21 protein-coding genes are annotated in these 21495 nt (G+C 72.7%); 13 read left to right on the top strand and 8 right to left on the bottom strand.

Annotation, left to right across the window (positions count from 1 at the left end; genetic code table 11):
* Window positions 1–2: 2 nt before the first annotated feature.
* Window positions 3–485 (bottom strand): cation:proton antiporter regulatory subunit, encoded by a 483-nt coding sequence (locus J2W20_RS05685; RefSeq protein ID WP_307005377.1) that lies wholly within the window; start codon window positions 483–485, stop codon window positions 3–5.
* 320 nt (window positions 486–805) lie between these two features.
* Window positions 806–2185: an MFS transporter gene (locus J2W20_RS05680; protein ID WP_307005375.1), complete on the bottom strand. Its 1380-nt coding sequence runs from the start codon at window positions 2183–2185 to the stop codon at window positions 806–808.
* Window positions 2186–2301: 116 nt separating this feature from the next.
* On the opposite strand from J2W20_RS05680, the gene J2W20_RS05675 reads away from it, so the two are divergent.
* From J2W20_RS05675 to mnhG, 6 genes are read left to right on the top strand one after another with little or no spacing between them, the layout of a single operon-like run.
* A complete protein-coding gene (locus J2W20_RS05675; protein WP_307005372.1) occupies window positions 2302–5352 on the top strand; it encodes a Na+/H+ antiporter subunit A in 3051 nt (1016 codons plus the stop codon).
* Complete coding sequence (locus J2W20_RS05670; RefSeq protein ID WP_307005370.1) at window positions 5349–5855, top strand: Na(+)/H(+) antiporter subunit C; 507 nt, start codon at window positions 5349–5351, stop codon at window positions 5853–5855. The genes J2W20_RS05675 and J2W20_RS05670 overlap by 4 nt, the downstream gene beginning before the upstream one ends.
* Window positions 5852–7426 (top strand): Na+/H+ antiporter subunit D, encoded by a 1575-nt coding sequence (locus tag J2W20_RS05665; RefSeq protein WP_307005368.1) that lies wholly within the window; start codon window positions 5852–5854, stop codon window positions 7424–7426. Before J2W20_RS05670 ends, J2W20_RS05665 begins: the two co-directional genes overlap by 4 nt.
* Window positions 7423–8010 (top strand): Na+/H+ antiporter subunit E, encoded by a 588-nt coding sequence (locus J2W20_RS05660; RefSeq protein WP_307005366.1) that lies wholly within the window; start codon window positions 7423–7425, stop codon window positions 8008–8010. The genes J2W20_RS05665 and J2W20_RS05660 overlap by 4 nt, the downstream gene beginning before the upstream one ends.
* A gap of 17 nt (window positions 8011–8027) precedes the next feature.
* Window positions 8028–8294, top strand: coding sequence for a monovalent cation/H+ antiporter complex subunit F (locus J2W20_RS05655; RefSeq protein WP_307005458.1), 267 nt, complete (start codon window positions 8028–8030; stop codon window positions 8292–8294).
* Window positions 8291–8680: a monovalent cation/H(+) antiporter subunit G gene (mnhG, locus tag J2W20_RS05650; protein ID WP_307005364.1), complete on the top strand. Its 390-nt coding sequence runs from the start codon at window positions 8291–8293 to the stop codon at window positions 8678–8680. Before J2W20_RS05655 ends, mnhG begins: the two co-directional genes overlap by 4 nt.
* A gap of 404 nt (window positions 8681–9084) precedes the next feature.
* On the opposite strand, the gene J2W20_RS05645 is transcribed toward mnhG, so the two are convergent.
* The gene (locus J2W20_RS05645; protein ID WP_307005362.1) at window positions 9085–9345 is read right to left on the bottom strand and encodes a DUF4235 domain-containing protein; all 261 of its coding nucleotides are present in this window, start codon (window positions 9343–9345) and stop codon (window positions 9085–9087) included.
* A 270-nt stretch (window positions 9346–9615) separates the two neighbouring features.
* Here J2W20_RS05645 and J2W20_RS05640 point away from each other — a divergent pair, with 270 nt between their 5' ends.
* The 7 genes from J2W20_RS05640 (at window position 9616) to J2W20_RS05610 (ending at window position 17068) form a co-directional block, all read left to right on the top strand.
* Window positions 9616–10221 (top strand): ECF transporter S component, encoded by a 606-nt coding sequence (locus J2W20_RS05640; RefSeq protein WP_307005360.1) that lies wholly within the window; start codon window positions 9616–9618, stop codon window positions 10219–10221.
* A gap of 2 nt (window positions 10222–10223) precedes the next feature.
* Window positions 10224–11756, top strand: coding sequence for an ABC transporter ATP-binding protein (locus J2W20_RS05635; RefSeq protein ID WP_307005359.1), 1533 nt, complete (start codon window positions 10224–10226; stop codon window positions 11754–11756).
* Window positions 11753–12568, top strand: a complete 816-nt coding sequence (locus tag J2W20_RS05630; protein ID WP_307005357.1) for an energy-coupling factor transporter transmembrane component T family protein — start codon at window positions 11753–11755, stop codon at window positions 12566–12568. The genes J2W20_RS05635 and J2W20_RS05630 overlap by 4 nt, the downstream gene beginning before the upstream one ends.
* Before the next feature lie 144 nt (window positions 12569–12712).
* Complete coding sequence (locus tag J2W20_RS05625; RefSeq protein WP_307005356.1) at window positions 12713–13120, top strand: VOC family protein; 408 nt, start codon at window positions 12713–12715, stop codon at window positions 13118–13120.
* A 117-nt stretch (window positions 13121–13237) separates the two neighbouring features.
* Window positions 13238–14779 carry a UDP-N-acetylglucosamine 1-carboxyvinyltransferase gene (locus J2W20_RS05620; protein WP_307005354.1) on the top strand — a complete coding sequence of 514 codons (1542 nt, stop codon included), beginning with the start codon at window positions 13238–13240 and terminating at the stop codon, window positions 14777–14779.
* Between the two features lie 112 nt (window positions 14780–14891).
* Complete coding sequence (locus J2W20_RS05615; RefSeq protein WP_307005352.1) at window positions 14892–15935, top strand: NADPH:quinone reductase; 1044 nt, start codon at window positions 14892–14894, stop codon at window positions 15933–15935.
* Between the two features lie 8 nt (window positions 15936–15943).
* Entirely contained in the window at window positions 15944–17068 is a 1125-nt protein-coding gene (locus J2W20_RS05610) for a hypothetical protein (protein ID WP_307005350.1), read from the top strand.
* Between the two features lie 8 nt (window positions 17069–17076).
* Here J2W20_RS05610 and J2W20_RS05605 read toward each other — a convergent pair whose 3' ends face one another.
* From J2W20_RS05605 to J2W20_RS05585, 5 genes are all read right to left on the bottom strand, one after another.
* Window positions 17077–17568, bottom strand: coding sequence for a glutathione peroxidase (locus J2W20_RS05605; RefSeq protein WP_307005348.1), 492 nt, complete (start codon window positions 17566–17568; stop codon window positions 17077–17079).
* Between the two features lie 158 nt (window positions 17569–17726).
* The gene (locus tag J2W20_RS05600) at window positions 17727–18791 is read right to left on the bottom strand and encodes a DUF2891 family protein (protein ID WP_307005347.1); all 1065 of its coding nucleotides are present in this window, start codon (window positions 18789–18791) and stop codon (window positions 17727–17729) included.
* A 20-nt stretch (window positions 18792–18811) separates the two neighbouring features.
* Window positions 18812–19780 carry a DUF979 domain-containing protein gene (locus J2W20_RS05595; protein WP_307005345.1) on the bottom strand — a complete coding sequence of 323 codons (969 nt, stop codon included), beginning with the start codon at window positions 19778–19780 and terminating at the stop codon, window positions 18812–18814.
* Window positions 19777–20514: a DUF969 domain-containing protein gene (locus J2W20_RS05590; RefSeq protein ID WP_307005343.1), complete on the bottom strand. Its 738-nt coding sequence runs from the start codon at window positions 20512–20514 to the stop codon at window positions 19777–19779. Before J2W20_RS05590 ends, J2W20_RS05595 begins: the two co-directional genes overlap by 4 nt.
* Window positions 20515–20814: 300 nt before the next feature.
* Window positions 20815–21492, bottom strand: a complete 678-nt coding sequence (locus J2W20_RS05585; RefSeq protein ID WP_307005341.1) for a GntR family transcriptional regulator — start codon at window positions 21490–21492, stop codon at window positions 20815–20817.
* Window positions 21493–21495: the final 3 nt, after the last annotated feature.

The raw sequence follows: 21495 nt of genomic DNA, 5'->3' as shown, positions 1-21495 counted from the left end.
GCTCAGCCGTTGCGGAGGATCTGCGCGGCCCGGTCGAGGCCCTCTTCGGTGCCGACGGCCACGATGAGGTCGCCGGTGCGGAGCACGACGTCGGGCCCCGGCGCCGCGAGCACCTCGCCCTCGCGCATGATCGCCACGATCGAGACGTTGGTGCGGGTGCGGACGGCGGCCTCGCCCATGGGCAGGTCGCGGTAGGGGGACTCGGCCGCGACGTGGAACTGGCGGGTGGAGATGCCCGGGACCTCGCGGTGCTCCTCGGTGAGCTGCATGACGATCCGCTGGCCGCCGAGCAGGTTGCCGAGGGTGGTGGCCTCGTCGGCCGTGAGGGGGATGCTCGCCTGGCACGTGTCCGGGTCGTCCCACGCGGAGACGATGAGTTCCGTCCCGCCGTCGCGGTGCGTGACAACTCCGAGCCGGCGGCCCGACTGGGTCATGAAGTCCTTGCGGACCCCGAACCCGGGGAGGTCGGTCTCGTCAACGTTCATGGGTCAACTCTAGTGGGCGGGTGGTGCGGGGAGCGGGCGGCGTCGGGTACAGCACCGGGGACGGTGGGGCTGCCGGGCGGGTCCGGGTACAGCACCGGGGCGGCAGTGCCGTTTCCGCCCAGAAGTGCACGGTCCGTGGACTTCTGGGCGAGAGGTGAACCTCCGATCACTGGACCGAGCGCCGGAAGTGCACTTCTCGCCGTGCAGTGCGCTTCCGGTGGACTATGGGGCGAGAAGTGCACTTCTGCCACGGACGGTCCTGGATGCGGGGGCAGCCAGGGCGAGCGGCCGGCGTCGTGCGCGGTGTGGGGGCGCGGCCGTCAGGCCTCCGGCACCACCGCGGTGGCCACGCGCGCGGGCGGCCGGACCGGCAGGAGCACGAGCAGCCCCGCGAGGAGGACCACCATGATGCCCGCGATGCCCCAGCGCTGGGCCTGCCCCGCGGGGACGAGGGGCGTGGCGATCGTGATGCACAGGCTGAAGAGGGTGGGTGCGAGGAAGCTCACGGCCCGGCCGGTCGTGGCGTAGAGGCCGAACAGTTCGCCGGCCTCGCCGTCGGGTGCCAGGCGCGCTAAGTACGCCCGAGCAGAGGCCTGCGCCGGCCCCACGAACAGGCACAGGAACAGCCCGAAGATCCAGAAGGTCAGCGGCCCGGTCCACGTGAACCCGCCCACCGCATAGGCCCCGTTGCCGAGCACGAGGATCGCCCCGGCCGCCACGAGCAGGCCCACGAGGGAGCCCGTGATCACGCGCTTGGGCCCCACCACGTCGTCGAGCACGCCGCCGAGCAGGGCCCCGGCCGCGGCGACCACGTTTCCGAAGATCGCGAAGAAGATCACCTGGGAGAGGGAGAACCCGAACGTGCCGGCGGCGATGACTCCGCCGAACGTGAAGACCGCGGCGAGCCCGTCGCGGAACACCGCGGAGGCGGCCAGGAAGTAGATCGTGTGCGGGCTCGTGGCCCAGATGGCCCGGATCCGCCGCCACAGCAGCCCGTAGGAGGCGAAGAACCCGAGGCGGGCGGCCGGGCGCTGCGGGACCTCGGGGACGGCGAACATGACCGGCAGCGAGAACGCGATGATCCACAGCATCGAGAAGACGGCCACGAGCCGGATGTTGAGCGAGTCCACGGTGGACGCGCCGAACCAGTGGAAGGCGGGCTGGACGAACAGCGCCAGCACGGCCAGGAGCGCCACGATCCCGCCGAAGTACCCGGCGGACCAGCCGATCCCCGAGACGCGGCCGATCGTCGCGGGGCTCGCGATCTGCTCGAGCATCGCGTTGTAGTTCACGCCGGCGAGCTCGCTGAAGACGTGGCCCGCGGCGATGAGGGCCGCGCCGTACAGGAGGAACTCGGGCCGCGGGAACGCGAAGAAGCACAGCCCGGTCAGGAGCGCGACCACGCCTGTGTGGACGCCGAGCCAGAGCTTGCGGCGCCCGCCCGCGTCGGAGCGCTGCCCGGAGACGGGGGCGAGCAGCGCGATGCCGAGCCCGGCGACGCCCAGGCATGCGCCCAGCACCGCGGAGCCGTGGTCCTCGCCGCCGAAGGCCTTGGAGGTGAGGTAGACGGTGAAGACGAAGGTGGTCATGACGGCGTTGAAGGCCGCCGACCCCCAGTCCCATGCCGCCCAGGCCAGGACCTGCCCCCGCCGCAGGGGGGTGGTGTGCCGTTCGAGTTCGGAGACGCCGGACGCCTGCATACCTGAACTCTAGCGGCCGGGTTCGGCGCGATTGATAGACTGGCCGCTCCGAACCCAACTCATGTGCCGCCACACCCAACGTCTGACAATTGAACCTTCAACCGAGCGGAGTCCCTGTGCTGCCAGTCCTCGCCCTGCACTTCACAGTGGCGGCTGGCGCGCCGTGGATCTTCCGGCGGATGGGGCGGGCGGCGTTCTTCCTCCTCGCGGCGGTCCCGGCCGGCTCGCTCGTCTGGCTCGCCTTCCAGGGGCCAGCGGCGTACGACGCCGGCCCGGTCGCCGCCGCCGCGCACGGCGCCTCCGCGGCGTCCCCCGCGCGCGGGATCGTGGAGTCCTGGGACTTCATCCCCACCCTCGGCGTCCAGGCGGCCTTCCGGCTCGACCCGCTCGCGTGGGTGCTGTGCCTGCTCGTGCTCGGGGTCGGCGCGCTCGTCCTGCTCTACTGCGCCCGCTACTTCAAGCGCGACGACGCCGGCCTGGGCGGCTTCGGCGGCCAGATGCTCGCGTTCGCGGGGGCCATGTTCGGCCTCGTCACTGCGGACGACCTCATCGCCCTGTTCGTCTTCTGGGAGCTGACCACGGTCCTCTCCTACCTCCTCATCGGCTACGCGAACGTGCGCCTCTCGGCCCGCCGCTCGGCCCTGCAGGCCCTCGTGGTCACGACCGCCGGCGGCCTGGCGATGCTCGTGGGCTTCATCCTCCTGGGCGAGGCGGCCGGCACCTACCGCGTCTCGGCGCTGCTCGAGAGGGCGCCCGCCCTCGTGGCCGACCCGACCACGGCCGTGCCCGTCGCGGTGGGCGCGGTGCTCACCCTCGCGGGCGCGCTGAGCAAGTCGGCCCTCGTGCCGTTCCACTTCTGGCTGCCCGCCGCGATGGCCGCCCCGACGCCCGTCTCGGCCTACCTGCACGCCGCGGCGATGGTCAAGGCCGGCGTGTACCTCGTGGCCCGTCTCGCGCCGGCCCTCGCCGCGACCCCGTACTGGCAGCCGGTGGTCCTCGGCTTCGGCCTGGCGACCATGCTGCTGGGCGGGTACCGTTCGCTGCGCCAGCACGACATCAAGCTCATCCTCGCGTTCGGCACGGTGAGCCAGCTCGGGTTCATGATCGCGGTCGTGGGCCTCGGCGCCCCCGAGGCCGCGCTGGCCGGGCTCGCGATGGTCGTGGCCCATGCGCTGTTCAAGGCCGCCCTGTTCCTGGTGGTCGGCATCATCGACCACCAGACCGGCACCCGAGACCTGCGCCGCCTCTCGGGCGTGTTCCGCCGCTCCCGCGCCCTCGCCGTGGCGGGGACGCTGGCCGCCGCGTCGATGGCGGGGCTGCCGCTGTTCGGCGGATTCGTGGCCAAGGAGGCCATCTTCGAGGCCTTCGCCCACAGCCCGCTGCCGGCCGCCTGGGGGGCCGTCCTGCTCGTCGGCTTCGCCGTGGGCTCGGCGCTGACCGTGGCCTACAGCGCACGGTTCGTGTGGGGCGCCTTCGCCCGCAAGCCGGGGGTGGCGGACACCCCCTTCACCCCGATCACGCCCCTGTTCGTGCTCTCCCCGGCGCTCCTCGCGCTCGCCGGCCTCGTGTACGGCCTGTGGCCCGCGCCGGTGGACGCGTGGGCCGGCCCGTACGCTGCCTCGGTGGCCGCAGGCGCCGCCGCCGCGCTCGACGCCGGCGCCTCGCCCGGGCAGCTCCCCCACCTCGCCGCGTGGCACGGCGTAGGCCTGCCCCTGGCCCTCTCGGCGGCGGGGTGGATCCTCGGGGCAGCCCTGTTCGCGGCGCGCGGGGCGGTGGGCCGCGCCCAGTCCCGCGCGAGCGTTCGGGTGGACGCCGAGCGCGGCTACCGGGCCCTCATCGGGGGGATCGACCAGGCCGCCATCTGGGTCACGGGCCGGACCCAGCGCGGCTCCCTGTTCTTCTACCTCGCCGTGATCCTCGGCGTGGCCGCCGCCGTGCCGCTCGCGGTCCTCCTGGCCGGCGGGGTGCCGCTGCCCCCGCCGGAGCGGGTCACGCTCGTGGACCCCGGCTCGCCGCTCATCCCCGTGGTCGCGGCCGCGATCGCCGTCGGCGCCCTCGCCGCGGTGCGGGCCAACAAGCGCTTCCTCGCGGTCCTCATGGTCTCGATCACCGGGTACGGGATCTCGCTCATCTTCGCGCTCCAGGGTGCCCCGGACCTGGCCGTGACGCAGCTGCTCGTCGAGACGATCGTGCTCGTCGCGTTCGTCCTGGGCCTGCGCAGCCTGCCCCCGCAGCTGCGGGACCGCACGGGCGGGCGGTACCGCGCGGTGCGCATCGCCATCGCCGCCGCGTTCGGCACCGCCATGGTGCTCGTGGGCCTCGTGGCCATGGGCGCGCGTGTCGCCGAGCCGATCTCGCTGAAGTTCCCGGATCTGGCCTACAGCGGCGGCGGCGGGCTCAACATCGTCAACGTGACGCTCGTCGACCTGCGGGCCTGGGACACGTTCGGGGAGATCTCGGTCCTGGCCCTCGCCGCGACCGGGATCGCGAGCCTGATCTTCATCCGCCACCGGGGACGGGCCCTCAGGGCCACCGCGGACGTGCCCACGGGCAGCATCGGCCGCGTGCGCGGCGTCGAGGCGCGGTCCCGCGGAGCGGCCGAGCTCGCCGTGGCCCGCACGTTCGCCACCGTGGAGCGCGACCCGTGGCTCGTGGCCGGGCGCACCCTCGCGCCCGAGCGCCGCTCCATCATCTTCGAGGTCGTCACCCGACTCCTCTTCCACTCGATGATCGTGTTCTCCGTCTACCTGCTCCTGGCCGGGCACAACTTCCCCGGCGGCGGGTTCGCCGGCGGCCTCGTCGCCGGGCTCGCGCTCACCGTCCGGTACCTCGCCGGCGGCCGCTTCGAGCTGCACGAGGCCGCGCCCGCCAGCCCGGGCTCGGTGCTCGGGATCGGCCTGGCCACGGCGGCGCTCTCCGCCGCGGTGCCGCTCGCGGCCGGGGCGGAGGTCTTCCAGAGCGCCATCCTCGAGATCTGGCTCCCCGGCTTCGGCGACGTGAAGTTCGTGACCTCCACGATCTTCGACGTGGGCGTGTACCTCGTGGTCGTGGGGCTCGTGATCGATGTGCTGCGCAGCCTCGGCTCCGGCATCGACGAGCAGATCGAGGCCGCCGGGAAGGCCGAGGCCCGCCGGGTCCGGGGCGAGCGCGAGGAGGCGGCCCGATGACCGTCAACCTCACCCTGGCCCTCCTCGCGGGGCTCCTCTTCGCGACCGGCATCTACCTACTGCTCGAGCGCTCGCTCACCCGGGTGCTCCTGGGGCTCATGCTGCTGACCAACGGCGCCAACGTCCTGCTGCTGGCCACCGGCGGCGGCGCGGGCCTCGCCCCGCTGATCACCAAGGGCACCGCCCCTGCCTCGTACAACGACCCGCTCCCGCAGGCCCTCATCCTCACCTCGATCGTCATCTCGTTCGCGGTGACCGCGTTCCTGCTCGCGCTCGTCTACCGGACGTGGCAGCTGGGCCGCGCTGACGTCGTCGCGGACGACCTCGAGGACCGCCGCGTCGCCTCCCAGCCCAGCTGGGACGCGGAGGACGACGCAGACGTCCCCGACGACCCGTCCGAGTTCCCCAGCCCCGAGGCCGCGGCCGCCGCCGACCAGGCTGCCCTCGCCGCGCCCGATCCCCGGTCTCACGCCGCACAACGGAAGGAGGCGGAGCGAGAGTGAACATCGCCAGCCTGGCGCCGCTCGCCGTCGTCCTCCCCATCTTCGGGGCCGCCCTCGCCTTCGTGCTCCTGCGCCAGGAGCGCGCCCAGCGCACCGTGACGATCTCCGTCCTCGCCCTCACGCTCGCGCTCGAGTGCGTGCTCCTCGCCTCCGTGTGGGACGGGGGCACCGCCGCCGTGACCATCGGCGGGTGGGCGCCCCCGTTCGGCATCACCATGGTGGTGGACCAGTTCTCCTCGCTCATGCTGGTCATCTCGACGACGGTGAGCCTCGCCGTGCTCGTCTACGCGACCGGGCAGGGCATGGCGGACGGGGACAAGGACGGGCCCATCTCGGTCTTCCACCCCAGCTACATGATCCTCGTCGCCGGGGTCTCCAACGCGTTCCTCGCCGGCGACCTGTTCAACCTCTACGTCGGGTTCGAGATCCTGCTGACGGCCAGCTACGTGCTCATGACCCTCGGCGGCACCGGGCCCCGGATCCGCGCGGGCGTCACCTATGTGGTGGTCAGCGTCGTGTCCTCGCTGCTGTTCCTCATCGCGATCGCCATGGTCTACGCCGCCACGGGCACGGTGAACATGGCCGACCTGGCGGTCAAGCTCGGCCAGCTCGACCCGGGGACCCAGACGCTCCTGCACGCGATGCTGCTCGTGGCGTTCGGGATCAAGGCTGCCGTGTTCCCGCTGTCCTTCTGGCTGCCGGACTCCTATCCGACCGCACCGGCGCCCGTGACGGCGGTGTTCGCGGGCCTGCTGACCAAGGTCGGCGTGTACGCGATCATCCGCACCGAGACGCTGCTGTTCCCCGGGGACTCGCTCAACGCCCCGCTCATGGTCGTGGCCCTGGCCACCATGGTGGTGGGCATCCTCGGCGCGATCGCCCAGACCGACATCAAGAGGCTGCTGTCCTTCACCCTCGTCAGCCACATCGGCTACATGGTGTTCGGCGCGGCCCTGAGCTCGGTCCTGGGACTCGCCGCCGCGGTGTACTACGTGGTGCACCACATCACGGTGCAGACCTCGCTGTTCCTCGTGGCCGGGCTCGTGGAGCGCCGGGCCGGCTCGTCCTCGATCGACCGGCTCGGAGGCCTCGCGAAGCTCTCGCCCCTGCTGGCCCTGCTGTACTTCCTGCCCGCCATGAACCTCTCCGGCATCCCGCCCCTGTCCGGGTTCCTCGGCAAGCTGGGGCTCCTGCAGGCCGGCGTGGCGCAGGGCACGCCCCTCGCGCTCGTGCTCGTGGCCGCAGGCGTGGTGGTGAGCCTGCTGACGCTCCTGGCCATGGCCCGGGTGTGGAGCCGCGCCTTCTGGCGCCGGCCCGAGGACGCCGAGACGCCCGACCGCGCCCTCCTCGCCCCCGCCGCGGCCAACGCCCTGCCGAAGTCGATGGTCGGCGCGACGGCGGCGCTCGTCGTCGTCGGCCTCGCCCTCACCGTCTTCGCCGGCCCGCTGTTCCGGCTCAGCGCCCAGGCCGCGCAGGAGATGCTGGACCGCACCGGCTACATCTCCGCCGTCCTCGGCACCGACGCCGCCGCGGCCGCCCACGCCCAGACAACTCCGGGAGGCCGCCGATGAGCCGGACCAGGACCTCGCTGCGCACCGAGCTGCCCCTGCTCGCCTGGCTCGTGATCGTGTGGGGGGCCCTGTGGCAGGACTTCTCGCCGGGGAACCTGCTGTTCGGCGTGATCGTGGCGCTCGTCGTGACGCGCCTGTTCTACCTGCCGCCGGTGGAGCTGAGCGGCCGGTTCAACGTGCTGCACGCCGCGCGGTACGCGTTCGTGTTCGTGGGGCAGATCATCGTGGCCAGCGCGCAGCTGCTCTGGCTCGCGGTCGCGAAGGGCCCGCGGGTACGCAGCGCCGTGGTTGCCGTGCCGCTGCGCAGCCACGCGGACCTGATGGTCACCGCCACCGGCCACGTCATCTCCCTCGTGCCGGGCTCGCTCGTGGTCGACGTCGACCGTGCCAACGCCACCCTCTACGTGCACTACGTGAACGTCGAGGACGCGGCCGGCGCCGAGCGCGTGCGCCGCGAGGTGCTCGCCGCGGAGGCCGAGCTCATCCGCATCATGGGCACCAAGGAGGAACTCGCACTCGTGAACGAGGAGGCACACCTGGACCGCATGCTCTCCGCCGAGAAGGGCGAGGGGGGCCTGCGATGACCGGGGCCGCCGCGCAGATCATGCCCGGGGTGCTCGTCATCTGCAGCGTCCTGCTGTCCCTCGCGGGGTTCGGTGCGATCCTGCGGATGATCAAGGGCCCTGCGCTCCTGGACCGCGTCCTCGCGGCGGACGTGCTCCTCGTGGTGGTGGCCAGCGCGCTGCTGCTCGACATGGCCGCCAACCGGCACACGAACCACCTCGCCCTCGTCGCGGGCATCACCCTGATCGGCTTCATCGGCTCGGTCACCGTGGCCCGCTTCGTGCAGGAGAGGAAGCGCCCATGAGCCCCGACGTCTTCGACACCGTCCTGACCTGGGTCGCCGCCGTGCTCATGGTCCTCGGATCGGCCCTGTCCCTCGGGGCGGCGATCGGGCTCCTCCGCTTCCCCGACCTGCTTACCCGTATGCACGCCGCGACCAAGCCGCAGGTGCTCGGGTCCCTCCTGCTGCTCACGGCCGTGGGGCTGCAGTGGCGGGCATGGTCCCTCGTGCCGCTGCTCGCCGTCGCGTGGATCTTCCAGCTGCTCACCGCGCCCGTCTCGGCGCACATGGTCGGGCGGGCCGGCTACCGGACCAAGCACTACGACCGGTCGGACCTCTCCGTCGACGAGCTCGAGGACGTCGTGGCCCGGGTGGAGCGGGAGCACGGCACCGACGACGCCACCCCCTAGCCCCCGCCTGGCCCCGTCTAAGAGTCACCTCCTGGGGGTCACCTCTTGGGGGTCGTGCTCTGGGGGTCACCTTCTGGGGATCACCCCAGCGGGTTGCAGCCGGTGGCCTCCGGGCGTTCGCGGGCACTGACGGCGCGCACAGCGGCAGGCGGGCTTGGCCCACGACGGCGAGTGCCGGCGTCGTGCGGGTCCCTCGCCTTCTGGCGGCCTCGCCGCCGGCCGCGGAAACCGACCGGCTTTCAGAAGGCATGGCCGCGACACGCCGCTGTTCCGGGCGACACGCCGGAGAGCGGCGGCGAAGGCCGGTCGGACCCACGCCCGGGAGTGACCTCAGGACCTGACTCCCAGGAGGTGACTCCCAGGACCTGACTCCCAGGAGGTGACCCCCAGAAGGGGCCTGGGGCTCAGGTGAGCTCGGGGGTCTTCTTGAAGTTGGCGATGGCGCGCTGCGTGTAGCGCTGGGTGAGGGTCTGGATCACGGCGCCCACCCCGGCGGAGACGAGGGCGAACACGAGCGTGTCCCGCAGGCTCTCCTCGAGGTTGGTCGCGTCCTTGGGCGGCGCGTTCCCGGTGCTCTTCTCCCAGGCGAAATCGACGAGCTTCGTTGCCACGATGCCGGCGCCGATGCTGATGGCGGTCCCGAGGAGCTTGATGAGGATGCTCATGGTGGCCAGCCTAACGTGCGCAGGTCCGGCCGCCCGCAGTTCGGGCCGCCGCGGCGGGCGCAGCGCGCCCCGGACCCCGTAGACTGGGCACACAAACGACAGGGGAGCGTCGCCCCCGGACCGGCACGGCAGCCGGGCGGGAGCACAGGGCGCTGAGAGTGCGGGACACCGCAGACCCTCGAACCTGCTCCGGCTAGTACCGGCGAAGGGAGTCGAGTTCTCAAGGCAGCCGCGGCTGCCCTCCCCTCCTGAGGCACAGGAGGACAACCAATGTCTGGAACCACCCGCAACGCATCCGCCAAGGCCACCTACAGCTGGCGGGTCGTCGACATCGTCGTGGCCGCGGTCGTCTCGGTGGCGTGCGGCGTCATCTTCTGGCTCTGGGACCAGGGCTATGTCGGCGTGCAGGCCGCCACGGCGGCGTTCGCACCGCTCGGCGGGATCTACGCGGGCGGCTGGGTGATCGCCGGCGTGCTCGGCGGCCTGATCATCCGCAAGCCCGGGGCGGCGCTGTTCTGCGAGATCCTCGCGGCCGTGGTCGAGGCGCTGCTGGGCTCGCAGTTCGGCCTCGCCGTGCTGCTCTCCGGCCTGGTCCAGGGCGCCGGCGCCGAGGTGGCGTTCGCTGCCTTCCGCTACCGCCGCTGGAACCTCGGCGTCGCGCTGCTGGCCGGCGCCCTCTCGGGCCTCGCGCTCGGCGTCTCCGAGGTGATCATCTACTTCCCCGAGTGGGAGTTCGCCTGGCAGGCCGTGTACACGGTCCTCGCGGTCCTCTCCGGCGCGGTGATCGCGGGCCTGCTCAGCTGGCTCGCCGTGCGCGGGCTGGCCAGGACGGGGGCCCTCTCGGCGTTCGCCGCGGGCCGCGCCGCGGACGTCTGAGCATGGCGCACGGAGGCACGGGGCGGGGGCCCGCGGGCGTTGCCGCCAGCGGCTGGGGCTGGCGGCACGCGGGCCGGAAGGCCTTCGCCGTCAAGGACCTGGACCTGACGATCGCGCCCGGGGAACGGGTCCTGCTCCTCGGCGCCTCCGGGGCCGGCAAGTCAACCCTCCTGCATGCGCTCGCGGGCGTACTCGGCGCGGCGGAGGAGGGCGAGGAGCTCGGCGCCCTCACGGTCGACGGCGTCCCCGCCCCGCTCGCGCGCGGCCGCGCCGGACTCGTGCTCCAGGACCCCGACGGGCAGATCGCCATGGCCCGGGTGGGCGACGAGGTCGCCTTCGGCTGCGAGAACCTCGCCGTGCCCCGGGAGGAGATCTGGCCCCGGGTGCACCGCGCCCTCGACGACGTGGGCCTCGCCGTGCCCCTGGACCACCCGACCTCCTCCCTCTCCGGCGGGCAGAAGCAGCGCCTCGCCCTCGCGGGAATCCTCGCGATGGAGCCCGGCCTCGTGCTCCTCGACGAGCCCACCGCCAACCTCGACCCGGCCGGCGTCGAGGAGGTCCGCGAGGCCGTGCGCCGCAGCCTCGACCGCACCGGCGCCACCCTCGTGGTGGTCGAGCACCGGGTCGCGGTGTGGGCCGGCCTCGTGGACCGGGTCGTAGTGCTCGACGCCGCCGGTGGACTCCTCGCCGACGGCTCCCCGGACGCCGTGCTCGCCGATGCGGACGCACGACGCCGGCTGGCCGCCTCGGGCGTGTGGGTCCCGGGCTGGCACCCACTCACCGGGGACGCCCCCGCCCGGCCGCTGCGTTCCCGGCCCGGACCGGGAGGAGCGCAGGGCGAGCCGCTCCTCGTCGGGGAGGGCCTCGCCGTCGGCCGCGTGCGGAAGGCCCCGCCCGTGGTGACCGGCATCGACCTGGCCCTGCGCGCGGGCGAGTCGGTGAGCGTGACCGGGCCCAACGGCGCCGGGAAGTCCACGCTCGCGCTGACCCTCGCCGGCCTGCTCCCCGCCGCGGGCGGCCGGCTCGAGGCGCTCCCGGCGCTCGCGGGCACAGCGGGCCCGAGTCCCCACCGGTGGCGCTCGAGCGAGCTCGTCACCCGGATCGGCAGCGTCTTCCAGGAGCCCGAGCACCAGTTCCTCACCCCGCGGGTGATCGACGAGCTCGAGTTCGGGCCCCGCCGCGTGGCGCGGCTGGGCGAGGCCGAGGTGCGGGCCGCCGTCGACCCCCTCCTCGAGCGGCTCCGCCTCGGCAGGCTCGCGGGCGCCAACCCCTTCACGCTCTCCGGCGGGGAGAAGCGGCGCCTCTCGGTCGCGACCATGCTCGCCACCTCACCGCGCATCCTCATGCTCGACGAGCCCACCTTCGGCCAGGACGCCCTCACCTGGGCCGAGCTCGTGCGGCTGCTCGCCGAGCTCCTCGCCCAAGGCACCTCGCTGCTCGCCGTGACCCACGACGAGGACTTCACCACGGCCCTCTCCGACTCCGTGTACCGGGTGGACGGCGGCCGCGCGGCACCCGTGGGGGCGGCGGCATGAGCGCTGACATCCTCACCCCCGAGGTCGCCAACTCCGTGCTCGCCCGCGCCAACCCGGTCGCGAAGCTCGCCGCCGGGATGTGCATCACGGTGGCGCTGCTGTTCAGCGTGGACCCCGTCTCCGCGTCCGTGGCGCTCGCGTGCGAGCTCGCCCTCGTGCCCCTGCTCGGCGTGCGCCCGGGGACCCTCGCGAAGCGCACGTGGCCGCTTGTGGTCGCGGCGGCCCTCGCGGCCTACTCGACGGCGCTCCTCGGCGCCAAGACCGGACCGGTCTGGGTCCAGCTCGGGCCGGTGGTGATGACCGAGCACTCGGTCCTGGCCGGGGTGGCCATCGGGCTCCGCGGGCTCGCGATCGCCCTGCCCGGGGTGTTCCTCCTGTTCTCCACCGACCCCACGGACCTCGCCGACGGCCTCGCCCAGAAGCTGCGCCTCCCGAGCCGGTTCGTCCTCGGGGCCCTGGCCGGGATGCGCCTCGTGGGCCTGCTCGTGGACGAGTGGCGCACCCTGGGCCTCGCGCGGCGCGCCCGCGGGGTCGGCAGCGGGCACAGCCCCGTGGCCCGGGCCCGGGCCTTCCTCGGCCAGGCCTTCGCCCTCCTCGTGCAGGCGATCCGGCGGGCCACCCGGCTCGCGGTCGCAATGGAGGCCCGCGGGTTCGGCGGCACCGTGGACGGGCGCCCGGCCCCGCGCACCTGGGCCCGCGAGTCGAGCTTCTCCCGCCTCGACGCGTGGGTGCTGGCCGCCGGGGCGGGCATCGCGGCGCTGGCCGTGGCTGCCGCCGTGGTGCTGGGCACGTGGAACGTGGTCTGGGGCTAGCGCTCCGGCGCACGACGGCGGGTCCACGCCCGGGCGCGCCGGTCACCCTGTGCGGGAGACGCCGTCGTGCGCTCTGGCGCGCCGCGAGCCGAACGTGGGATCGTGGCCGGGGGAGGAGCCGGCACCACTTCCAAGGAGCCCACGATGTTCCAGCCCACCGCCTCGTTCTCGAGCTTCAGCGTCGACGACGTCGAGAAGGCCCGCGCCTTCTATGGCGGCACCCTCGGCTTCGACGTGGCCGACCAGATGGGCGGCCTGCTCGTCACCGTCCCCGGCGGCCAGACCGTGTTCGCCTACCCCAAGCCGGACCACGTCCCTGCGACCTTCACCGTGCTCAACTTCGAGGTCGCGGACCTGGACGCGGCGATCGCCGAGATCGAGGGGCTCGGACTGCACCTCGAGCACTACCCGAGCACCCCCGAGATGCCCGTGGACGGGCGGGGCGTGCTGCGCGATCCGGACAGCGGCATGGGAATCGCTTGGTTCACGGACCCGGCGGGTAACGTGCTCTCGGTCGTCACCCGAGCGGCCGCGGGAGCCGGGCATCCCTGAAGGCGCGACACGCCGATATATCACGGAACGATGTCCCCTGCCGGCCTAGACCTCTGAAATGCGGCGTTTGGGTATCGATTTGCTCCTGCGTATAGCAGCTGTGATATTTTCGACGGCATGGCACAACAGACTGCTGAAACCGTCGGCGTCCTCCTGCGCGAGGTCCGCTCCCACCGGGGCTGGACCCAGGGACAGCTCGCTTCCGAACTGGGTACCAGCCAGAGCGCCGTGGCGCGCATGGAGCAGGGCAAGCAGAACCTCAGCCTGAAGATGATCCAGCGGATCGAGGACATCCTCGGCCAGCGGATCGTCAACATCGGCGCCCCCAAGATGACCCACCTGCGGGTCGAGGGCGGGCACCGGCTCTCCGGCGCCGTGGACGTCAACACGTCCAAGAACGCGGGCGTGGCCCTCCTGTGCGCCTCCCTCATCAACCGCGGCACCACCACCCTGCGCAACCTCGCCCGGATCGAGGAGGTCAACCGGATCGTCGAGGTCCTGACCTCGATCGGCGTCGAGTGCACGTGGCTCCCCAGCGAGGACGGCGAGCAGGCCCGCGACCTCCTGATCCGCCGCCCCGCCGCCCTCAACCTCGACGGGATGGACGTCGAGGCCGCGCGGCGCACCCGCAGCGTCATCATGCTCCTCGGCCCCCTCCTCGACGAGCGCAGCGAGTACCGGCTGCCGTACGCGGGCGGCTGCGACCTCGGCACCCGCACCGTCGAGCCGCACATGCAGGCCCTGCGCGAGTTCGGACTCGCCGTCGAGGCCACCGCCGGCTTCTACACGGTCCGCGCCCCCGAGGCCGACCGCGCCGACCGCACCTTCGTGCTCACCGAGCGCGGCGACACCGTCACCGAGAACGCCATCATGGCCGCTGCCCACCGCGAGGGCGTGACCGTGATCCGCAACGCCAGCCCGAACTACATGGTCCAGGACCTGTGCTTCTACCTGCAGGCGCTCGGGGTCACGATCGACGGCGTCGGCACCACCACCCTGCGGATCCGCGGCAGGGCGCGCATCGACGCGGACATCGACTACTGGCCCAGCGAGGACCCGATCGAGGCGATGAGCCTGATCACCGCCGCGATCGTGACCAACTCCGAGGTCACCGTGCGCCGCGTCCCGATCGAGTTCATGGAGATCGAGCTCGCGACCCTCGCCTCGATGGGCCAGAAGCTCGCAGTCTCCGGGGAGTACACGGCCCGCAACGGCCACACCCGCCTCGTGGACGTGACCGTGCTGCCGTCCACGCTCCACGCGCCGACGGACAAGATCCACCCCATGCCGTTCCCGGGCCTGAACATCGACAACCTGCCGTTCTTCGCGGTCATCGCCGCGAACGCGACAGGCCAGACGATGATCCACGACTGGGTCTACGAGAACCGGGCCATCTACCTCACGGAGCTCAACCGGCTCGGCGCCCACGTCCAGCTGCTCGACCCGCACCGCATCTACGTCAACGGCCCGACCAAGTGGCGCGCCGCCGAGGTCGGCTGCCCGCCCGCACTGCGGCCCGCGGCCTGCATCCTCCTGGCCATGCTCGCCGCCCGCGGCACGAGCGAGCTGCGCAACATCTATGTGATCGAGCGCGGCTACCAGGACCTCGCCGAGCGGCTCAACTCGATCGGCGCCAAGATCGAGTACTTCCAGGACTGACCCCGCCCCCGTCTGACCTTCAGGAGGTGACCTTCAGGAGGTGACCTTCAGGAGGTGACCTCCAGACGGCTGGGGGGTGGGGTGCCGCCGGGGCATGGGGCAGGATGGGCCCATGGCTGAGAACGACAGCACCACCTACCGCGCGGTCCAGTACAACGCGACCGGCCCCTCCTCCGTCCTGACCCTGCGCGAGCGCGAGCTCACCGAGCCCGGCGAGGGCCAGATCCGCGTGCGGATCGCCCTCGCCGGGGTGAACCCGACCGACTGGAAGGCGCGCGCAGGCGGCACGTACCCCGGCGCCCTCGACGGCTGGCACGTGCCGGGCCAGGACGCGGCGGGGACGGTCGACGCCGTCGGGCCGGGCGTCTCGGACCTCGAACCGGGGCAGCGGGTCTGGCTCTGGGACGTCGCCTACGGCGGCGCCGAGGGCACCGCGCAGGAGTACGTCAACGTCCCCGCCGCGCACGCCCAGCCGCTGCCGGACGCCGAGTCCTTCGAGACGGGCGCCTGCCTCGGCATCCCTGCCCTCACCGCCCACCGCGCGCTCACGGCGAGCGAGCACGGCCCCTCCCGGCTCGCCCCCGGCGCCCTCGCGGGCAGGACGGTCCTCGTCACCGGCGGCGCGGGGGCCGTCGGCCACGCCGCGATCCAGCTCGCGCGCTGGGCCGGGGCCCAGGTCGTCGCCACGGTGAGCAGCGACGAGAAGGCGGCGCTCGCCCGGGCGGCGGGGGCCGGCGTCGTCCTCAACTACCGCGAGCAGGACGTCGCCGCCGAGGTGCGGCGCGTGGCCCCCGGCGGCGCGGACGTGATCGTGGACGTCAACGCCGCCGCGAACATCGCCGCGGACCTCGATGCCCTCGCCCTCGGCGGCACCGTCGCCATCTACGCCGGCACGGGGGACGAGGCCGTCTCGGTCCCCGTCCGCGGTGCCATGGGCAAGAACGCGCGCCTGCAGTTCATCCTCACCTACACCGTCTCGGAGGGGCAGAAGCACGACGCCGTCGCCGCCGTCGGCGCCGCCCTCGCCGACGGTGCGCTGCGGGTCGGCGAGGAGCACGGACTGCCGCTCACGCGGTTCCCCCTCGCGGAGACCGCCGCCGCGCACGACGCCGTCGAAGCCGGTGCCGTGGGCAAGGTCCTCCTCGACATCGGCTAGGACGCCCCGTGCACGACGCGCTGGTCTGGGCAGGGTTCGCGGCGGGCGTCTGCCTGATTGTCGGGACGTCGATGAGCATCGTCGGAGCGCTGGTGGTTCCGAGGCGCGTCGACTCGTGGGTGACCGGGGCGCTCGACGCCCTGCTCGACAGGGCCTTCCTGCTGGCACTCCGCGGCGTGAGGTCCTACCGCCGGCGCGACCGGATCCTCGGCTGGCAGTCCCCGCTGACCCTAGTCGCGCGGCTGGCCGTCTGGATGGCGCTGCTCGTGCTCGGCTTCGCCCTCGTGATGCTGCCGGACACCGACGACCTCGGCGCTGCTCTCGAGGATGCCGGGTCTTCCCTCTTCACCCTCGGCTTCGCGGTCCCGCACGGCGGGGGCGGCCAGTTCGCCGCCTATCTCGCCGGCTTCGCGGGCATCGCGGTGATCGGCCTCCAGGTCGGCTACCTGCCGACCGTCTACGCCGCCTTCAACCGGCGCGAGACCGAGGTCACCCTCCTCGTCGCCCGGGCGGGGACCCCCGCCTGGGGGCCCGAGATCCTTGTGCGCACCCACTGGGGCACGGGCGGGGGCGACTCCGGACCCGTCCTGGGCGACCTCTTCGTGCGGTGGGAACGGTGGACCGCCGAGGTCGCCGAATCGCACACCACCTACACCGGACTGCTCCGCCTGCGGTCGCCGAGGACCTACTCCCACTGGCTCACGTCCCTGATCGCCGTGATGGATGCCGCCGCCCTCCACCTCGCCCTCGCACCCGGCGCAGACCCGAAGATCACCGCGCGGCTCATGCTCCGCATGGGCTTCGAGACCCTCGCCGACATGGCGAGGGCCATGAAGCTGACCGTCCCCGACCTCGCCGAGATCTCCGTCGATCCGACGCCGATCTCGATCACGTTCGACGACTTCGCCCGCGCCGCCGAGTCCCTCCGCTCGGTCGGCTATCCCGTGACCGAGACCGACGAGGACGCGTGGCCGCACTTCGTGGGATGGCGGCAGAACTACGACCGCACGGCGCTCGCGCTGTGCCGGGAGCTCGACGCTCCGCCGGCCATGTGGACCGGCCCCCGGAGATGGCCGTCACAGCCGATACCGCCTCGGCGCCCCAAGCCGGGACAGCCGCGCCAGCCGAAGTGAGCTCCGGCTCAGGCCACGGTCCCGGCCAGCGCGCCCTCGATCAGGGCCACGACGGCCGGGTCGTCGGGCCGGGTCTGCGGGCGGAAGCGGTGCACCGTGCCGTCGGGGAGCACGAGGAACTTCTCGAAGTTCCACCGCACCCGGCCGGCGCGTCCGGCGGCGTCCGGCGCCTTGGTCAGCTCGCGGTAGAGCGGGTGCTGGCCGCGGCCGTTCACCCAGGCCGTGGCCAGCATCGGGAAGGTCACGCCCCACGTGGCCGAGCAGTACGCCGCGATCCTGTCCGCGTCCCGGTACTCCTGCAGGAACTGGTTGCTCGGCACGCCGAGCACCGTGAAGCCGCGGGCGCCGTACCGCCGCTGGAGCTCCTCGAGCTGCTCGTACTGCGGGGCGAGCCCGCACCGGCTCGCCACGTTGACCACGAGCCGGACCTTGCCCGCCCACTCGCCGAACGTCGTGGTCCTCCCGTCCAGCAGGGTGACCTCGATGCCGTCCAGTCCCATCCTCATCCTCCCTCTCCCGTGGGGAGAACGAACATCCGCGCGTCCGGGTTCACCCGGACCGGCGGCGGACAACGAGCACGAGGAGCCCCGCCGCCGCGACCACGCGGCGCCGGCCGTCCCTGCGGACGCGCGCAGGCGCCGCACGGCACAGCAGCAAGTCAGGCGGGCTCGTGCTCTCCGAGCGCCTCGATCGACTCGGCCGCGTCCCAGGCGAAGCTCGCGAGCCAGTGGGTGGACATGAAGTCCCCGCTGTCCAGCCCCCTGAGCCCCGCGGCGAAGAGGGGCTGCACCGCGGCGGCGAGCACCGGCTCCGGCGAGCCCGCGGCGTCGTGCGCGTCCCGGAGGGCTGCGACGATGCGGGCGAGCTGCCCCGCCCGGCTCAGGTTCAGGCCGTGCAGGTGGACCATGTAGCCGTCGGTCTCGTCGGCCACTCCGACGGGCGCGAGCATGCGCGAGCCGGCGCCGAGGTCGGGGAGGAACCAGCCCAGCCACGCGGCGAACTCCCCGGGGGCCAGGACGCGGGCCATGAGGTCCGCCTCGGACAGTCCCGCGGAGAGGAAGTCCTGTCCGGACAGCTCCCATTCGGTGGCCCAGCCGGCGTCGTCGGCGAACCAGCGGCGGGCGGCGGCCTCGCAGGCCCGGGCCGCGTCGGCGCGGCCCAGCGACCGGAAGGCGTCGACCATCCACGCGAGGCCGAACGCGGAGTTCGTGTGGAGGCCGTGCCGGACGGGGTACTCGGCGGTGCCGAGCCACGCGGTGGCGAGCTCCGCGACCGTGTCCACGCAGCCGGCGAGGTTCTCGCCCCAGCCGCGCAGCCCGGCGTCGTCCGAGCCGGAGCAGGCCGCGGCGAGGCGCACGAGCCACGCCCACCCGTACGGCCGCTCCCACGAGGGGTTCGCAGCCAGGTAGGCGGCCTCGACCGCGAGCTTCTCCGCGGTGAGGTTCTCGCCGAGGGCGGCGCGGAGCTCGGCGGCGGTCTCCTCGGGGAGCGCGCCGGAGTCCAGCACGCTCACCCCGAGCCAGTGCATGTGCACGCACGAGTGCCAGTCGAAGGACGTGCCGAACGCCGGGTGCAGCTCGTGCGGCATGGCGGTGTCCTCGGCCGAGCGCCGCACATGGTGCGCCGCGTACGGGTAGGGGCGGCCCAGGTTGTCCAGGACGATCTCGGCGCACCGCCGTGCAGCGTCGGGGAACGTGGCCGAGGGGAAGGGCTCGTGGTCCATGGGGTCCTTTCGGGGTGCGCCTAGAACGCGAGGAAGTACATGAGGGCGGTGTTGACCACGAGCAGCGGGATCGCGGTCCCGACCTGGGCGGTGATCACGCCGTACTTGTTCTTCATCTCGAGCAGCGCGGAGGGGACGAGGTTGAAGTTGGCGGCCATCGGGGTGCACAGGGTCCCGCAGAAGCCCGCGAGCATGCCGATCGCGAAGACGATCGCCGGGTTGCCGTGGAACTGCTGGACGAGGACCGGCCAGCCGATCGCGGCCGTCATGATCGGGAACGCCGCGAAGCCGTTGCCCATCAGGATGGTGAAGATGAACATGCCGAGGCAGTAGACGATCACGCCGGCGATGAGCGAGCCCTTGGGCATCACGGCTGTCGCGAGCGTGCCGACGGCGGTGCCCACGCCGGCCTTGGTGAAGAGGATGCCGAGGGTGGAGAGCATCTGCGGCAGGAGCGCGGCCCAGCCGATCGACTCGAGGATGCGGCGGCTCTCGATGATCGGGTTCAGCTTGTTCTTCGGCTTCAGAAGCACGACGGCGAGGACGGCCGCCACGATCGCGCCGATGGCCAGTGCCACGAGCGTCGTGTTCTTGGGGTCCAGGATCGGCGTCTTGCCGACGGTCAGGACGGGCGCCGCGAGGACGAGGATGACCGTCACGACCGGGATGGCGAGGGCCGGGATGAAGAGCCGATTGCCGAACTTCGCGGCGGACTGCACCCGCTCGGCCGGGCTGGAGGTCTGGGCCCGGCCGTGCTTGAGGCGCCCGGTGGCGGCGAGGGCCACGAGGACCAGGACAGCCACGCCGAGGACCCACGCCGGGGCAGTGCCGGCGGTGACCCACGTGCCGTAGAAGAAGCAGAGGCCGAGCAGGCCCCAGAAGGACGAGGCGCCCACGCGGTGTGGATGGTTCTCGTCCCGGGCGATCAGCGATGCCCACGCGATGAAGAGGGCCCCGATGAGCCAGTAGACGGCTTCGACGTTGATCACTTGGCGTCTCCCAGCTCGGTGGTGGCGTCGACGGCGGAGGTGCTGTCCGCGTCGTCGCCGGTGGTGCCGGCGTACTCGCGGTCGAGCGCCCGGTCGAGGCGCAGCAGCCGGAAGCCGTGGATGAGGAAGGCCGCGATCGCCGTCGGGATGGCCCAGAGGGCGAGCTGGAGCGGCTCGAGGTGCAGGTGGTAGGTGGTGTCGACGAAGGTGGTGATGAGCAGGATCGAGCCGACCGCGACGAAGACGTCCTCGCCGAAGAACACGCCCACGTTGTCCGCGGCGGCCGAGTGGCCCTTGATCTTCTCCTTGACCTTCTCCGGCACGTGGCCGTAGCGGCGCATCGCCGCGCCCTCGGCCATGGGGAACACGAGCGGGCGCACGGTCTGCGCGTGGCCGCCCACGGTGGTCAGGCCCACCGCGGCGGTGAGCTGGCGGATCGCGAGGTAGGCGAGGAGCACGCGGCCCGCGGTGAGCTTGGCGAGCTTGCCGATGAGGTTCTTGGCCTGCTCCTGGAGGCCGGAGTACTCGATGATGCCGATCACGGGCAGCACTGCCGCGAAGATCGTCACCGAGCGGCTGCTGGCGAAGCCGGAGCCGAAGGCGTCCAGGATCTGGAGGGGGTTGAGGCCGCCGAGGAGCGCCGTGACGATGCCCGACACGGTGACGACGACGAGGGGGTTCATTCGGATGGCAAAGCCAACGATGACCAGGAGTACCCCGATGAGTACAAGCATGATGGTCCATTCCGGTGGGAGTGCACGAGCCCTTCGACAAGGCCCCGGTGAGTGCGCGCCGCGGCGCTGTGAGCTAGAGCATATCGGGTTGTTCAACAATCAATCAAGGGGTTTGTTGAACAATCCTTCTGGGGGGCGCCTTCTGAGGGCCACCTTCTGAGGGGCGCCTCCTGAGGGCCACCTTCTGGAGGTCACCTCTTGTGGGTCGCCCACGGGAGGTGACTCCCAGACCGGGCGCACCCCGGGATGTGACTCCCAGGAGGTGACTCCCAGATGGGAGGGGAGGAGGGGGAGGGGCGTTCAGCTGGCGATTGCCTCGAGGAGCTGGTGCTCGGCCCGGTCGAGGTACTGAGCCATGGCCTCCGCCGCCGCCGCGTTCCGGCCCGCCTCGAGGAGGCCGAGGATCTTGGCGTTCTCCTCGACGTACGGCTCATGGAAGCGCGGGTCGGCGCCCATCGTGGCGAACACGAGGCGCATCTCGGCCAGGACCTGCTCCATGAGCGCACTCAGCCGCTCGCTGCCGGCCCTCGCGACGATGCCCCGGTGGAACTCCTGGTTCGCGCCGGCCATGGCCGGCACGTCCCCGACCGCAGCCGCGGCCCGGGCGGTGCGGACGACGCCGGCCAGCCCGTCCGTGGGCTGCGCCGGCGACCACAGCAGGGCCCCGGGCTCGACGAGCCGCCGGACCCGGTAGATCTCCCGGATGTCCTCCGCCGTGGGGTGCGAGACGAACACGCCCCGGTTGGGGATGCGCGTCACGACCCGCTCGGTGGTCAGGGTCGCGAAGGCCTCTCGCAGGGTGTTGCGGGAGACCCCCAGGGCCTCCCGCAGCTCCTCCTCGGCGAGCTTGGCGCCGGGGGCGAGGCGGCCGTCGGCGATCGCCTGGCGCAGCTGCGCGGCGACCCACGAGCTCGTCTCGGCGTGCTTCGTGTTCCCCGCGGCGCGGCGCAGGCTCTGCAGGACCCCCTCGGACGTCATGCT

The sequence above is a fragment of the Sinomonas atrocyanea genome (genome assembly GCF_030812675.1).
GTDB lineage: Bacteria > Actinomycetota > Actinomycetes > Actinomycetales > Micrococcaceae > Sinomonas > Sinomonas atrocyanea_B.
The sequence above is the reverse complement of the archived record's forward strand: the minus strand, read 5'-3'. Positions and strand labels throughout refer to the sequence as shown.

What these genes read in the sequence shown, in the direction of transcription:
- J2W20_RS05620 (WP_307005354.1), top strand. Translation starts at nt 13,238, where the DNA reads ATGGCACAACAGACTGCTGAAACCGTCGGCGTCCTCCTGCGCGAGGTC.
- J2W20_RS05615 (WP_307005352.1), top strand. Translation starts at nt 14,892, where the DNA reads ATGGCTGAGAACGACAGCACCACCTACCGCGCGGTCCAGTACAACGCG.
- J2W20_RS05685 (WP_307005377.1), bottom strand. Translation starts at nt 485, where the DNA reads ATGAACGTTGACGAGACCGACCTCCCCGGGTTCGGGGTCCGCAAGGAC.
- J2W20_RS05680 (WP_307005375.1), bottom strand. Translation starts at nt 2,185, where the DNA reads ATGCAGGCGTCCGGCGTCTCCGAACTCGAACGGCACACCACCCCCCTG.
- J2W20_RS05630 (WP_307005357.1), top strand. Translation starts at nt 11,753, where the DNA reads ATGAGCGCTGACATCCTCACCCCCGAGGTCGCCAACTCCGTGCTCGCC.
- J2W20_RS05660 (WP_307005366.1), top strand. Translation starts at nt 7,423, where the DNA reads ATGAGCCGGACCAGGACCTCGCTGCGCACCGAGCTGCCCCTGCTCGCC.
- mnhG (WP_307005364.1), top strand. Translation starts at nt 8,291, where the DNA reads ATGAGCCCCGACGTCTTCGACACCGTCCTGACCTGGGTCGCCGCCGTG.
- J2W20_RS05600 (WP_307005347.1), bottom strand. Translation starts at nt 18,791, where the DNA reads ATGGACCACGAGCCCTTCCCCTCGGCCACGTTCCCCGACGCTGCACGG.
- J2W20_RS05590 (WP_307005343.1), bottom strand. Translation starts at nt 20,514, where the DNA reads ATGCTTGTACTCATCGGGGTACTCCTGGTCATCGTTGGCTTTGCCATC.
- J2W20_RS05645 (WP_307005362.1), bottom strand. Translation starts at nt 9,345, where the DNA reads ATGAGCATCCTCATCAAGCTCCTCGGGACCGCCATCAGCATCGGCGCC.
- J2W20_RS05670 (WP_307005370.1), top strand. Translation starts at nt 5,349, where the DNA reads ATGACCGTCAACCTCACCCTGGCCCTCCTCGCGGGGCTCCTCTTCGCG.
- J2W20_RS05625 (WP_307005356.1), top strand. Translation starts at nt 12,713, where the DNA reads ATGTTCCAGCCCACCGCCTCGTTCTCGAGCTTCAGCGTCGACGACGTC.
- J2W20_RS05635 (WP_307005359.1), top strand. Translation starts at nt 10,224, where the DNA reads ATGGCGCACGGAGGCACGGGGCGGGGGCCCGCGGGCGTTGCCGCCAGC.
- J2W20_RS05585 (WP_307005341.1), bottom strand. Translation starts at nt 21,492, where the DNA reads ATGACGTCCGAGGGGGTCCTGCAGAGCCTGCGCCGCGCCGCGGGGAAC.
- J2W20_RS05640 (WP_307005360.1), top strand. Translation starts at nt 9,616, where the DNA reads ATGTCTGGAACCACCCGCAACGCATCCGCCAAGGCCACCTACAGCTGG.
- J2W20_RS05605 (WP_307005348.1), bottom strand. Translation starts at nt 17,568, where the DNA reads ATGGGACTGGACGGCATCGAGGTCACCCTGCTGGACGGGAGGACCACG.